Source organism: Paenibacillus sp. GXUN7292 (assembly GCF_050864975.1).
Lineage (GTDB): Bacteria > Bacillota > Bacilli > Paenibacillales > Paenibacillaceae > Pristimantibacillus.
On the sequence record NZ_JBOZWO010000068.1, the window covers coordinates 1 to 15,115 of the forward strand.

Consider the following 15,115-nt stretch of genomic DNA (forward strand, 5'->3'; position numbering starts at 1 on the left):
CAAAAGTGTCCGCGTATGCTAACAAAAAGACTGTTTTTTGCTTCTAACGGTCAAAAGTGTCCGCGCATGCAACAAAAAGACTGCTTTTTGGTTCTAACGGTCATGGATGACCGCACCGCAAATAGCGCCGCATCGTTTGTTCGCTACACACGATGAAGGCAAGTTAGGTCACCGATAGGTGATTTTGTTCTTGTTGGCTTCAATAATTCATAACAGTGTATACAAACGGAATAATAGATAATTTAATGACATGGTATATTTGTAAAATATTAGTTACAATGAAGGGTAAACGATTATTTTCTTTATATTGTTCTGTATGACTCGGAGAAAAAGGTAATTGGATATCAGCTATCGATAATTACGTTTGATGAAAATCATGTTGCAGATGGATATATGCCAGCTAAAACCTGGCAAGGGGAATAAAAGTAATTGAAATTCATTCCATATTTGATTTGAAGAAATAGCCGGAATATGATATCATGCTTCTAATATAATTTTATAAAGCGAAGAAGAGAAAAAAGCGTGGCGGCTCTTATGTCCAGAGAGCGAAGGGAAAGCTGAAACCTTTGCCATAAACCATTGCGCAATGTCATCTCGGAGCTTTTGACCGAACGTTCATCCTGCACTCGGATGCGATCAGTAGACTCAAACGGAATGGCACACGTTATCGTGCTGCAGGTAAGGGCAACCTTACCTCATGAGGCTAGGAATTGCGAAATTCCGGCAAACCAGGGTGGTATCACGAAAATATAAACCCCTTTCGTCCCTTAGGCTCAGCAGATCGCTGCTGGCTGTGGATGAAAGGGGTTATCTGCATATATTGAACATAAATAATAAAGCGAAGAAGAGAAAAAAGCGTGGCGGCTCTTATGTCCAGAGAGCGAAGGGAAAGCTGAAACCTTTGCCGTAATCCGTTGTGCAATGTCATCTCGGAGCTTTTGACCGAACGTTCGTCCAGCATTCGGATGCGATCAGTAGACTCAAACGGAATGGCACACGTTATCGTGCTGCAGGTAAGGGCAACCTTACCTCATGAGGCTCGGAATTGCGAAATTCCGGCAAACCAGGGTGGTACCGCGAAAATAAACCCCTTTCGTCCCTTTGGCCCAGCTTATAGCTGCCGGCTGTGGATGAGAGGGGTTATTTGTATTCACTCGAGAATAAAGAAAAAGCGAAGAAGAGAAAAAAGCGCAACGGCTCTTATGTCCAGAGAGCGAAGGGAAAGCTGAAACCTTTGCCGTAATCCATTGTGCGATGTCATCTCGGAGCTTTTGACCGAACATCGTAGTTGCGAATTGGCTAGATTAGTAGGCTCAAACGGAATGGCACACGTTATCGTGCTGCAGGTAAGGATAAACTTACCTCATGAGGCTTGGAATCGCAAGGTTTCGGCAAACCAGGGTGGTACCGCGAAAATGAACCCCTTTCGTCCCTATCAAGCACGGCAGATCGTTGGCCGGATGTGGATGAGAGGGGCTTATCATTTTTGAGGAGGAAGTTATATGGAAAATACCGAATGGATCACGGGCTCGGAATGTTTGCTGCGCTGCTTATTACAGGAAGGAGTCGAATGCGTATTTGGGTACCCTGGGGGCAGCGTATTGTATATATACGATGCGATGGTCGGAAATCCAGAGTTTAATCACTGTTTGACTCGACATGAACAGGGAGCCATTCATGCTGCGGACGGTTATGCCCGCTCGACGGGGAAAGTAGGGGTATGTATAGCCACCTCAGGGCCCGGTGCGACCAATCTGGTTACCGGGATCGCAACCGCTTATATGGACTCCGTTCCGCTAGTAGTCATTACCGGCAATGTACCGACAACCGTAATGGGGACGGATGCATTTCAGGAATCTGATATTATCAGCATCACCATGTCTATCACCAAGCACAGCTATTTAGTCCGTGACGTCAATGATCTTCCGCGCATTATTCACGAAGCATTTTATATTGCGGGCACGGGAAGGAAAGGGCCTGTACTGATCGATATTCCAAAAGATGTGTCGAACCAAAAACTGCGGTTCCAGCCATCCGAATATTTGCATATACGCGGCTATAACCCAGAGCCGGAATTGAACTACACCGAAATCGATAATCTGCTTCAAGCGATTGCCGAATCGCGGCAGCCTCTCATTATCGCCGGCGGCGGGGTTGTGTATGCGAATGCAGCTGAGGAGTTGCTCGAGTTCGTGAATAAAACGAATATTCCGGTTGTGACCACACTGCTCGGTTTAGGCGGATTTCCAAGCGCGAATGAGCTATGGCTAGGCATGGCGGGACACCATGGAGCATACACAGCCAATATGGCTATTCAAAACGCCGATCTGATCCTATCCATCGGATCGCGATTCGATGACCGTCTAACGATGAAAATAAACGGATTTGCTCCAAACGCGAAACGGATTGCCCATATTGATATCGACCCTGCCGAAATCGGCAAAAACGTGAAGACCGATATTGCCTGTGTCGGTGACATCAAAGCGGTGTTGGATTACGCTAATACAAAAGCGAAGCCGGCTTTATCCAATGCCTGGATCAAGCGGCTGCATCAAGACAAAGCAGCGTACCCGCTGAGGTACAAAGACTCTGATATAGAACTTAAACCGCAATATGTGCTGGAAATGATCGACAGAACTACACAGGGGAATGCGATTGTAACTACCGATGTCGGCCAACATCAGATGTGGGTCGCACAATTTTATAAATTCAAGCATCCTCGTTCGCTGATCTCATCAGGAGGCCTTGGCACAATGGGGTTCGGGTTTCCGTCGGCAATCGGAGCACAGTTGGGCAATCCATCCCGCCTTGTCGTTTCTATTAACGGAGACGGCGGCATGCAGATGTGTGCACAGGAAATGGCCGTATGCGCGATCCAGCAAATTCCCGTCAAAATTGTCGTTTTGAACAATGAGGTACTTGGGATGGTGAAGCAGCAGCAAGAACTTATGTATGAGAAGCGGTACAGCCAGATTGACCTTGCCGGCAGCCCGGACTTTGTAAAGCTTGCCGAAGCGTATGGCATCAAAGGGCTGAGGGCCAGCAGCAAGGAGGAGGCCGAGCGTGTATGGCAGGAAGCATTGGAAACTCAAGGCCCCGTGCTGGTGGAATTTATGATCCCAAAAGATGAAAAAGTTTATCCGATGGTGCTTGCGGGAACGACTCTAGATCAAATGATTATGGGGGATTTCGAATGACGTAAAACATACCATTCGTCAACGATCAGTCGGGCGTTATGCAGTGAGCATGATAATGAATAACATACCTATTGAGAGTGTCGATTGCATATTGCCTCTTCAACAATGTATCGACACTCTCCTATTTGGTCTAGCAACTGTACTATTGCGCCGGAATAATCAAATATTGATGCTCTCCGAAGCGGGTACGGCTTGATCCCCAAGTGCAGTCTTTATAGTATCAAAATCTGATGACAAATGATCGATAAATGCGTTGAGATCTGAGCTTTGGATAATCATATTCAGTCCCCGCTTGGCCCATTTAATTTGTTGTTCTGTTCCAATCCAGTAATGGATACCAGCCCCAACCCCATAGCTTCTTGCCTTCATAATAATTTCATCTACGGCCTGAAGAAAAAGAGGATGATCATATTGCTCAGGAACATTCAAGCTGCACGATAAATCATGCGGTCCAATAAGGACGGCATCCAAATCGGGTATTTGCAAAATATCGTCTAATGCTTCAATAGCATTCTTACTCTCAATATTAACGATAAAGATATTATTTTTATTGTATTCTTCCAGGTAACGGTTCATTTCCTCGCCGCATTCCTCGCTGCCATTCAATAGACGCTCCAGCTTTTGTCCTCTTAACGGACGATACTTAACGGCTCCACGCAAGGCTTGTACTTGTTCCACTGTTTCGACATAGGGAACTATAACACCGTCGGCGCCGCCATCTAAAACCATAGTTGCGGTGTAAGGATCAGGAGAAGGAATGCGTACGATTGGAGTGAGCCCCAGCGCTTTATAGGCTTGACACATCCAAGACAGCTGATGACGATCCTGACTTATGTGTTCCGTATCGATAAATACAAAATCCATTCCCAGTTGTCTGATATGTGCGGGCCACTTCGGTGATGGAGAAGTAATTAATGTTCCGTAAACGCGCTGACCGTTCCTTAATGCTTCTTTCATGCTTTGAGCGTTCATCATCCAACCTCCAATAGCTGTGATGCCTCAATAGTAAATTTGATCCAAATGATAGTCAATTAGGCAAAACTCCTTTCGTTTTCCAATATTCTCACACCGTAATAGTTAGAAAAATGATACATCAGGGATATTTGAAACAAATGCATAGAAGGTGGAATCTTGGCACTTGTATACCGGAAATGGTTGGTTTTCTTGGCTGCATGCTGTGCTAAGCTGAATTTACAAACAGCAAACCGGACGGGAGGGATAAACGGAATGTCCACGATAAGGAAACGGCTAGATCAAAATAAATATTTATATGCGATGCTGGCATTGCCCATTTTATATTTTTTAATTTTTAAGTATGGTGCCATGTTCGGATTGCTAATCGGATTTCAAAATTACAATTTTGTAAAAGGGGTATTCGGAAGTGAATGGGTCGGTTTTCTGCATTTCAAAGATTTTTTATCGGACCCGTACTTTTGGAAGCTGGTACGCAACACAGTTCTAATCAATGTATATATGATTATCTTTTCCTTTCCGGCGCCAATTGTTCTAGCGTTACTTCTTAATGAAGCAAGAATAAAAGTCGTCAAGAAGTTTGCGCAAACCGTAAGCTATTTGCCGCATTTTCTGTCCACAGTAGTTGTATGCGGAATGGTAGTCAATTTTGTATCCAATGAAGGATTATTGAATCGCCTGCTCGGCGCATTCGGTATAGAAGCTGTTCCCTTTCTTATGGATGCGGATTGGTTTCGAACGATCTACATTAGCTCTGAAATATGGCAGGGGGTGGGCTGGGGTTCCATTATTTATTTGGCGGCGCTCGCCTCTGTTGATCCGCAGCTGTATGAAGCATCCAAGCTGGATGGGGCGAATCGCATGCAGCAGATTCGTTATGTAACATTGCCCGGAATCGCTCCGGTAATTACCATTATGTTTTTATTAAATCTTGGAAACATCATGTCCATTGGCTACGAGAAAATTTTGCTGCTGTACTCGGGACCTACCTACGAAACGGCGGATGTCATTTCCACCTATGTCTATCGAAGGGGATTGCTTGGGAATGATTTCAGCTATGCGACTTCGGTAGAGGTTTTTCAATCCATTATCGCCCTGCTATTTGTGGTTGGCGCCAATAAGGTGGCGAAGAAAGTGAGTGAGACTAGTCTATGGTAGAACCAGCGGGAAATGTAATCGAGGCACCCAAAAAAAGAAGGCTTAAGCGAATTTCAATCGGCTCCTTACTATTTGATGTTTTCATTTATTTGATGCTGATTATGCTGGTCATTGCCTTTTTATATCCGATTTATTATATAGCTGTCGTTTCCGTCAGCAACGGTTTATATGTTATGCGAGGGGATGTTAAATTATTTCCGATAGGATTCAATATTGAGGCTTATAAGGTTGTTTTTTCCGATGCTTCAGTTCTACGTTCCTATAGCAATACGTTTCTTTACACCATAGTGGGCACTTTCATTAATGTATCAGCTACGGCTCTCTGCGCATATCCGTTGTCAAGAAGCACGCTGTATGGGAGACAATTTTTCACCATCTTTATTATTATAACGATGCTGTTTCATGGCGGGATGATCCCTACGTATTTGGTAGTGAACAGCCTGCATTTGACGAATAGTATATGGGCTATCGTTATTCCGCCAGCTATTAATGTCTGGTATATGATGATCATGAGAACCTTTTTTCAAAATATACCTAATGAAATTAATGAATCCGCTTACATGGATGGTGCCAATGATTTTAAAATATTTCTTAAAATTATTTTGCCGTTATCTTTGCCGGTCATAGCCACGATGGTGATGTTTTATGCGGTGTGGCATTGGAACAGCTTTTTTCCGGCCATGATTTATTTGAATGATAAGAAGCTGTATCCGGTCCAGCTTATTATGCGAAGCATGCTTATTGACGGAAGCCTGCAGGATACCGATCCGTCACGGGATTTGTCAACGATTTCTACGAATCTGAAATACGCCATTATTATTATTACGATTTTGCCGATTGTGGCCATTTATCCGTTTATTCAGAAATATTTTGTCCAAGGCGCGATGGTTGGCTCTTTAAAAGGATAGGCAGTTGCTTCACGTATTTCTGTGAATGAATAGGAGAGGGGTGAGGGCACAGGTTTGTCCAAATATAAGAAAGTATAAGTATTCAGCTTATACCTGTTCTTATATTTCTCCGGAATGAAACGCGCGATCGCCATAAGGATGGCGACAGCCGTTTCACCTTGGGTTTACCAAAATGATTGAGGGGAGAAGTGGAACGTGTGAAGAAAAGCACATTAATCATTTCAAGTATTCTCGTGTTTATGATGCTATTGGCGGGGTGTGCAAGTGATAAGGGGAATAGCGATAAGGAGAATAACGTTAAAGGGAATAATGCGGAGACCGAGCCTGTAAAAGCAAGTCAACCGCCCGGCGAAGCAGTCAGCACCAAGCTGCTTGATAAGCCACTGAATTTGAAAGTAATGACAGTGGATAGTTCACCGCAGATCGTGACCGATGCTCCAGTATTTGACTACATTCATACACTGACCAATGTGAAATTAAATTTAGAGCCTGTACCGAATGCCAATTATGATCAAAAAGCGCAAACACTGATTGCTACTAACAATCTTCCAGATGTGATGCGCATCCCGAACGGCAAGCCTTATTTTGCAGAAGCAGCTAAAAACGGCTTGTTCTTGCCAATATCCGATTACTTGGACTATGCTCCCAACTTAAAGAAGCTCATCGAAGAAAATAAAGATATTAGCAAGGGCCAGGTAAACGGGAAGCTGTTTGGTTTTCCTTTGCTTGGCAAATGGAAACTGCAGCTGGCACAGGCGCCAATGATTCGCATGGATCTTATTGAAAAGCTCGACTTGAAGGTGCCGACCACTTTTGAAGAGCTTTACGAAGTGCTGAAAAAGTTTAAAGAAGCTTACCCAGATAAAATTCCGTTTACGAATCGCGAGGGCTCGCCTAATCTGCTTTCCTCATTAGGATTCGCAATGGGTTCAGGCTATAAAATTTATTATGACCCGGATGTATACGGAGGAAGGTATGTATACGGTCCGGCTCACGAAGAGTTCAAAGCTCCGCTGGAGTTTTTGCACAGACTGTATTCGGAAAAGCTGCTTGATCCCGACTATGCTTTAAATACGGGGGATGCGATGAAAGAGAAGCTGAGCTCGGGCAAAGCGTTGTTCTATTTTGACAATAATAGCTTCGGAGAACAGTTTACGATGGCATTGAAGCCTACAGATCCCGATGCGCATTTCGATCTGCTTTTACCGATGGAAAATCAATTCGGACAGAAGCGTAATTTAATGTATAAAAAGGATTGGCTGCACCATTTTGTCATTAATGCGAAGGTCGACAGGCCTGAGGACGTAGTTAAGTTTTTGGATTGGATGTATGGAGAGGAAGGGACGCTGACTACCAACTACGGCATCAAAGGCGAGCATTATAATATCGTGGATGGAGAGCCGGTAATTGCAGAAGAAATTATCAATAAATATGCGGATGTAAAAGATCCGTTCCGTACGATGCAAAATGCTTTGGGAATCGGTTTCCAGGCATTCACATTGAATGTGGATGAGCGTCCGATGGCATTGCTGTCTTCTGATGAACTAGTGGAATGGAGCACGAAATTCAAAGTGGAGAATGGCTACATGTTTGATGTGCCTCCACCGCCGCTTAATGATGAAGAGATCAATCGTGTAAAAACGCTGCTATCAAAAATAGACACCCTTGTTAACCAAGAAGTAGATAAATTTATCATTGGAACGAAACCATTAAGCGAGTTTGACAGCTTTGCACAGAAACTAAAGGACAGCGGAGCCTTGGAAATTGAAGATATCTATAATGAAGCCAATAAACGGTTCTTAGCTAGCAATCCTTAAGAGCGTGTCGATTCATTGAAAGCAATAGAAAAGATAAACGAAGAGCAAGATTGGAACTGCAGAAGCGATAGCGTCCGCCTTTGTCCGCCAATTTTAACCTCTATTAGGTTTATAGAATCAAAAAATTGTCGGACAACAGCGGTCGGAAGTCCAAACTTGATCGTAGTGGCCATTCATTTCTATTGCTTTATTTATAATAGAGAGGTTGGGATGAGCATGAAATCTGCTCTGGATTTGAGCAAAGCAGCCATTGTAGCATGCGAAGGCACTCAAGGCGCCGAGGCCAAGGCAATCGATGTCTTGATCGAGGAAGTGGGCAAACGAACAGGAATCACATTGCCGCTTACGCATCAATACGGGCTGGAGCACAGCACGTCCATAGTGGTCGGGACAGCAAAAAATTTACAGCATATGATTGACTCTGGCAGTGAGCTGCAGCAAGAGCTTGAGCATCTGCAGCCGGAAGGCTACTTATTGCAGACAGTAGTACAAGACGATCGTGAGCATATATATATTATTGGTGCTGATGCGAGAGGTGTCTTATACGGGGTCGGGAGGTTTCTCCGTAAAGCGGTAATGCAGAAGCAGTCGATAAAAATGGATAGCAGCATGAAACTGATAACTTCCCCGCGCTACAAGACGAGAGGGCATCAGCTCGGCTACCGGCCGAAGACCAATGCTTACGACGCTTGGACAGTTGAAACCTATGAGCAGTATATTAGAGAGCTGGCTTTATTCGGGGCAAACAGTATAGAGATTGTGCCTCCCCGCACCGATGATGATGCGACGGGGCCTCTGATGAAGGTCGACCCTATGGAAATGATGATTCGGTTATCAGAGATTATTGATTCTTATGGGCTGGATGTGTGGATCTGGTATCCCAATATGGGAGATGATTATACCGATCCGCAGACTCGAGCGTTCGAGCTTGCAGAACGGGAAGACATTTTTAGCAAATTAAAGCGAATTAATGTGGTCATGATTCCTGGAAGCGATCCAGGCGGAATGCATCCCGATCGGTTATTTGAATGGTCGGAGGAGGTATCTGAACTGCTGAAGCGCTATCACCCTTCAGGGCAGATTTGGCTGGCACCGCAAGTTATGAAATATGAGCCGAAGCCTTGGCTGGACAGCTTCTACGAAAATATGGACCGAGAGCCGGAATGGCTCGGCGGTGTAGTGTTCGGTCCTCATGTGGATGAAATGCTTCCGCAATTTAGAGAGCGCATTCCAGCGAAATATCCGATCTGCCGGTATGAAGATATTACTCATAATTATGTTTGCCAATATCCAGTCGCCAACTGGGACATGGCTTTGGCCAGAACAGTCGGCAGGGAGGGCTTTAATCCTCGCCCGGCAGCAGAAAAGCATATCCATAATTTATTTGCGCCATACGCAATCGGCAATATTTCCTATTCAGAAGGAATTAACGATGATGTCAATAAATTTGTCTGGAGCGATCAAGATTGGGATCCGGATACCCCTGTTATGGAAACACTAAGAGATTTCGCTCGCTTGTTTATCGGCAGCGAATATGCTGAACCGGTAGCAAGAGGATTAATGGCATTGGAGGAAAATTGGGAAGGTCCGCTGATCGTCAATGAGCAGGTAGAGGTTACGCTTTTGCAATGGATGCAGATGGAGCGGGAAGCAGCGCCAGAGGTGCTGAACAATTATCGCTTTCAAATGGGATTGATTCGCGCGTATTTCGATGCTTACGTGAAACGGAGATTGATCTATGAGACGGAGCTGGAGGCTAGAGCGAAGGATGCTTTGCGTTTTGCGCCAGTAACTGGAAGCTTAGAAGCTTTAAAGAAGGTAGAGCAGCAATTGATGCTTGCCAAAGAGGAGCCTGTAGCACAGGACTATAAGCAGCGGTGTCATGAGCTGGCCGACAAATTGTTTGATAATATCGGTTATCAATTAACGGTAGGGCGGCATTTTGCGATAGGTGTAGATAGAGGCGCATTTATCGACAGTATGGATTATTCGCTCAATGATATTGACTGGCTGCTTACCCAATGTGCAATTATTAGAGCGTTGGATACGGAAGATAAGCGCTTAGAAGCCATCCATCAAGCTTTGAATCGAACAAACCCGGGACCGGGCGGTTATTACAGCAATTTGGGCGCATATGGCCAGGATCGCCGGGTCGATCCGGGGCCAGGCTGGGAACAGGACCCTGGCTACTTAATATCGCCAAGAACGGCAGCTGCGTTTTATCTGTTACGAATGAAAGAGGAGGAGAAAATGAAGCTGGGAGGCGTTCCTCTAGCATGGGTGAACCATGTTAACACCATGACCGAAACACCCATTCACATTACTTACAGTCAGCTGGACCCTCACTCCGCCTATAAAGTCAAAGTCACTTATGTAGGCGACACCATCGATCCGAACCTTTGCAGGGATACATGGGTGCGCATGACGGTTAACGACAAGTACAGACTGCAGGATGATATCCAGGTTAAGGAAGGTAAATGCACTATACAAGAATCCCTCATTCCACAGGAGGCGCTTGCTAATGGCGAGCTAAAGCTCACATTCCAGCGGATTAGAGGCTTTAAACGATTGAATATTGCGGAAATATGGGTTACCCGTCAGACTTAAAATACCTAGAAGTGCAGACGGCTGTGTGGCATGATAAATGCATAGCTGTTTACTAATAAATGGAGCTTGCAACCGTATACATGGCAGCTGCCAGCCGTTGAGCATCTGGGGGGAATAGGTCCAAAATGAAACGTTTAAAAAGTCCGATTTTTGGGTTGAATCATTTATTCTTTCGCATTTTATTATATTTTTTGTCCTTGCTGCTTCCTGTTATCATCATTAGTGTTGCCTTTTATATTAATGTAAATAGCCGTATTAAAACAGAGAATATCGAAAAAATACATATGAATCTGCAGTCATCGGCTAATACGATGGATATTTATATGCGCACCGTACAAGAAACGAGCATGAATATTTTTTATGAGCAAAATCTTCATTTGCTTCCCTATGGAGAATACGGTCAACTAGATCGTGTCTATATGTCTGAAATCCCGCAGCGATTATTGCGAATCAGAAATAATTTAAGCGCTATCATTGATAATCTCTTTTTGATTGCTGATGGGGTAAAGGTGTATACGGGAAGCGGCCTTGATGATTTTCGTGATTATTTTGACCGGTTATATAACTTTAAAGAATACAATTACGAGTATTGGCAGGATAAGCTGCAAACCGAAAAATCTATTGAATTTTTAGAGAGGTCCGAAGTAAAGACCAATAACGGCAGCCGGAAAAATGTTATTCCGCTCGTATTGATGGAAATTGTAAATGGCAACAAAGTGATACTGGTAACAACGATATCGGTAGGTATGATTCATGAAATGCTGCAAAATAATGCGGTGACTGGCTCTAGTTCTTTTTTAGTTACAGATCACTTAAATAACGTCGTTTTAAGCAAGCACAATCGTGAATTAAGTACAGACGCGATGCAATCCATAACGGATTATTTTGCACTCGGATCTTCGGAGTATGGGGAAATGGATATTGACGGTGTAAGAAGTACTGTTATTTCTGTTAAATCAGAAAGCTATGGCTGGAATTATTATGCCATTGTGTCCGAAGCAGAACTCCGAAAGCAGACGGATTATATTTTTACATGGATTCTTATCGTCTGTTTCGTTCTATTTATTGCGGGAATAATTTTTTCATTCATCTTTACTTTTAATTTGTACAATCCAATCAAGCGCATTCGAGATATTCTGCTCAGCAAAAATGAGGAATCCATATTGGCTGACCGTTACTTGACCAAATACAATGAGTTCGAAGTTATTGGAAAAGGCATTCATCAATTACTGGAGTTTAATCATAAGTTCAGAAGCGAGCTGGAAACCGTCTCCATTCATTATAAGGATCAAATATTGTTAAAGTTTCTTCACGGGAATGCTTCATTGAAGGATCGTAATGAGCTGCACCGGATCTTGCATGAAAAGCTGCTGTTTTCTCATGCCAATTATTTATGCTGTAATATCAAGTTCGGATTCAAACCTGCTTTTTATAGTGAAATTCAAGATACCGATCGGCTTGTCATATTAGAGAAAATAAAAAATATTATATGGGCCACTCTTCAGCCAAGGGTTGATGCGTATGTGCTTGAGGAAGAGCAGCAGTTTTACATCTGCATATTTAATGTAAAGAGTGAGGACTGCAGCTCGCAAGTGACGGCAGCATTGGAGAGGCTGCTGGATACTTTTAGCTATGACTCGAAGTATTGCTTTATCCATATTGGCAAAGGGAGGACATACAGCGACATTCCGGGGATTAAAAGCTCTTATGCAGACGCCATGTATGCGCTGGAAGCTGCAGATCAGAACAATGATTTTCAGTTAATCGATGCGGGGGAGCTCCCTCCGGTTTCGATGAACTATTCGTACTCTTTTATGGATGAAAATATTATTATTAATTGCCTTAAATCCCGGAATTTCGAAAGCTTAAAAAACAAAGTAGATGAAATATTAGATAAAAATGGCGCAGCAGTCACTCATCTCGGAATATCCTCCTTAGTATCGGAAATGTACAATACGGGCTGCAGATTTTTGGCGGAAATCGGGATCGATGTTCAAAATGTGATTAAAGAAGAGGAACATATTATTTTAAGCACAAAATCAGAATCTCTGCCTAATGTTAACGAGAAAAAACGTTTACTGAATCAATTTTTCTATCAAATCATTGAGCAGATGCCCAATAAGCCTGCTGACAAATCTAACACTTTAATATCGATGATTATTAAATATATCGAGGAAAATTATCATCAAGATTTATATTTGGAGAAAATCGCTGAAGAAATGGGCGTTTCCGCTAAATATATTTCTAGAGTGTTTCATGAGAAGACAGAAATTAATCTTACCAATTATATTAGCAGGCACCGCATTTACAAAGCCAAGGAGCTGCTGATCGAGACTGATTTGACGATTAACACCATTTCGCAGCAGGTGGGCATTTATAGCAGAACTACGTTTATTAGACTTTTCAAAAAATATGAAGGCATTACGCCTCTAGACTACCGCAAATTGAAAAGATAAGAAAAGAGGGTTGAGTGATGAATAAGCAATTGCCGAACGGTGTATTTCCGACGATGATTACTCCCTTTACAGCATCAAATGAAGTTGATTATACGGCATTGGAAAAGCTGGTGGAGTGGTATATTCAGCATAAGGTTGACGGCTTGTTCGCAGTATGCCAGTCTAGTGAAATGTTTAAGCTTAGCCTGGATGAGAGGGTGGAGCTTGCCAGATTTATTATGGAAAAAGCAAAGGGACGTGTGCCAGTCATAGCTTCCGGCCATATAGCGGATACGTTCGAGGAGCAGGTAAAAGAGCTTAAGGCGATGTGCGGTACAGGAATCGATGCTTTAGTGCTGATCACTAACCGGCTCGTGCAGCAGCATGAATCCGATGATATGTTCAAGGGAAATCTGGAAAGACTGTTGAAGCATATCCCTGAGCATATTCCGCTAGGCTTCTACGAATGTCCTTCGCCTTACAAACGTGTGATGTCGCCATCGTTGCTGAGATGGTGCGCCGAAACGGGGCGTTTCTTTTTCTTGAAGGATACAAGCTGCGATATGGAGAATATAACAGAAAAGCTAGAAGCCGTACAAGGCACTGGGCTCAAAATTTACAACGCGAATACGGCAACGCTGCTCGACAGCTTAAAGCTAGGAATTGCAGGATATAGCGGTGTTATGGCTAATTTTCACCCAGAGCTTTATGTTTGGTTAACTAGAAACTATAGCGATAGGCCGGTGGAAGCCAAACAGCTGAGTGATCAATTAAGTATGGCATCCCTTATAGAGAAGCAATTATATCCTGTCAATGCCAAGTATTATCAAATGCTGGAAGGAAACTTTACAAATAATATAAGCCGAACGCAAGATTATACGGCTTTCACACCAACTCATCGGCTGGAGGTTGAGCAGCTGCAGCGGCTTTCCAAACGTTTAGCCGCGCAACTGCCAGATGGAAAGTAATGCAGTCAGATGGAAAAGCTGAAGGAGAATGGAAATATGAAGATTGTTGTGCTGGATGGATTTACTTTAAACCCGGGTGATTTGAGCTGGGATGGTTTGCGAGAGCTGGGTGATGTAACGGTGTACGACCGGACCTCATCACAAGAAATTGTAGAACGCTCTATTGACGCTGAAATTATTCTGACGAATAAAACACCAATAACTAGAGAAACCTTGGAGCGCCTGCCGCATTTGCGCTATATAGGTGTTCTTGCAACCGGTTATAACATTGTGGATATACAAGCGGCCAAAGAACGGGAAATTATCGTGACGAATATTCCTGATTACAGCACTTACTCCGTAGCGCAGCATACGATAGCGCTGCTTCTCGCCTTGTTCAATCAAGTACAGCCTCATGCGGATGCAGTTAAGCAAGGAAATTGGACGGCATCCCCGGATTTTTGTTTTACAATTGCTCCGCTAACTGAGCTTTATGGTAAAACAATAGGTATATTTGGGCATGGCCTGATCGGGCAACAGGTTGGAAGAATCGCTGCTGCATTAGGCTTGAGGGTCCTTTGCGTTAGCCGCAAGTCTTCTCCCGCAACATCGCTATATGGTGAAGCCTATGTGGAAATAGATAAATTTCTCGCAGAGTCTGATATCATAAGCCTGCACTGTCCATTAACAAAAGATACAGAAGGCTTCATTAATCGCAGCACGATTGCCCGTATGAAAAATCAAGCGATTGTGCTGAATACATCCAGAGGCGGGCTTATCGTAGAGCAGGATCTTGCAGATGCATTGTTTACAGGCAAAATAGCCGGCGCAGGCTTAGACGTACTATCGACAGAACCACCTCGGTCTGATAATCCGTTGATACATGCAAAAAACTGTATCATTACCCCCCATGTAGCATGGGCGAGTAAAGAAGCGCGTTCAAGACTTATGACCATTTGTATTAACAATATACAAAGCTATTTGCAAGGCGACACGATCAACAGCGTTTGAACACGCTAACGGAACTCAGGAGGTGTCGATTCATTGTGGATAGGGCAGCAAGCAATAGGAAAG

9 protein-coding genes are annotated in these 15,115 nt (G+C 43.7%); 8 read left to right on the forward strand and 1 reads right to left on the reverse strand.

Annotated elements, in window-relative coordinates:
• Nucleotides 1-1,502: 1,502 nt before the first annotated feature.
• The gene (ilvB, locus tag ACRRU2_RS27630) at nucleotides 1,503-3,197 is read left to right on the forward strand and encodes a biosynthetic-type acetolactate synthase large subunit (RefSeq protein ID WP_432506597.1); all 1,695 of its coding nucleotides are present in this window, start codon (nucleotides 1,503-1,505) and stop codon (nucleotides 3,195-3,197) included.
• 159 nt (nucleotides 3,198-3,356) lie between these two features.
• On the opposite strand, the gene ACRRU2_RS27635 is transcribed toward ilvB, so the two are convergent.
• A complete protein-coding gene (locus ACRRU2_RS27635; RefSeq protein WP_432506599.1) occupies nucleotides 3,357-4,172 on the reverse strand; it encodes an HpcH/HpaI aldolase family protein in 816 nt (271 codons plus the stop codon).
• A 252-nt stretch (nucleotides 4,173-4,424) separates the two neighbouring features.
• Here ACRRU2_RS27635 and ACRRU2_RS27640 point away from each other — a divergent pair, with 252 nt between their 5' ends.
• From ACRRU2_RS27640 to ACRRU2_RS27670, 7 genes are all read left to right on the forward strand, one after another.
• Nucleotides 4,425-5,327 carry an ABC transporter permease gene (locus ACRRU2_RS27640; RefSeq protein ID WP_331700367.1) on the forward strand — a complete coding sequence of 301 codons (903 nt, stop codon included), beginning with the start codon at nucleotides 4,425-4,427 and terminating at the stop codon, nucleotides 5,325-5,327.
• Nucleotides 5,321-6,235: a carbohydrate ABC transporter permease gene (locus tag ACRRU2_RS27645; RefSeq protein ID WP_331700366.1), complete on the forward strand. Its 915-nt coding sequence runs from the start codon at nucleotides 5,321-5,323 to the stop codon at nucleotides 6,233-6,235. The genes ACRRU2_RS27640 and ACRRU2_RS27645 overlap by 7 nt, the downstream gene beginning before the upstream one ends.
• Nucleotides 6,236-6,432: 197 nt before the next feature.
• Nucleotides 6,433-8,052: an extracellular solute-binding protein gene (locus ACRRU2_RS27650; protein WP_432506601.1), complete on the forward strand. Its 1,620-nt coding sequence runs from the start codon at nucleotides 6,433-6,435 to the stop codon at nucleotides 8,050-8,052.
• A gap of 210 nt (nucleotides 8,053-8,262) precedes the next feature.
• Nucleotides 8,263-10,659 carry an alpha-glucuronidase family glycosyl hydrolase gene (locus ACRRU2_RS27655; RefSeq protein WP_432506603.1) on the forward strand — a complete coding sequence of 799 codons (2,397 nt, stop codon included), beginning with the start codon at nucleotides 8,263-8,265 and terminating at the stop codon, nucleotides 10,657-10,659.
• Between the two features lie 125 nt (nucleotides 10,660-10,784).
• The gene (locus tag ACRRU2_RS27660; RefSeq protein ID WP_432506605.1) at nucleotides 10,785-13,115 is read left to right on the forward strand and encodes a helix-turn-helix domain-containing protein; all 2,331 of its coding nucleotides are present in this window, start codon (nucleotides 10,785-10,787) and stop codon (nucleotides 13,113-13,115) included.
• 17 nt (nucleotides 13,116-13,132) lie between these two features.
• The gene (locus tag ACRRU2_RS27665; RefSeq protein ID WP_432506607.1) at nucleotides 13,133-14,062 is read left to right on the forward strand and encodes a dihydrodipicolinate synthase family protein; all 930 of its coding nucleotides are present in this window, start codon (nucleotides 13,133-13,135) and stop codon (nucleotides 14,060-14,062) included.
• 36 nt (nucleotides 14,063-14,098) lie between these two features.
• On the forward strand, nucleotides 14,099-15,052 hold the full coding sequence (locus tag ACRRU2_RS27670) for a D-2-hydroxyacid dehydrogenase (RefSeq protein WP_432506609.1): 954 nt from the start codon (nucleotides 14,099-14,101) through the stop codon (nucleotides 15,050-15,052).
• Nucleotides 15,053-15,115 lie beyond the last annotated feature (63 nt).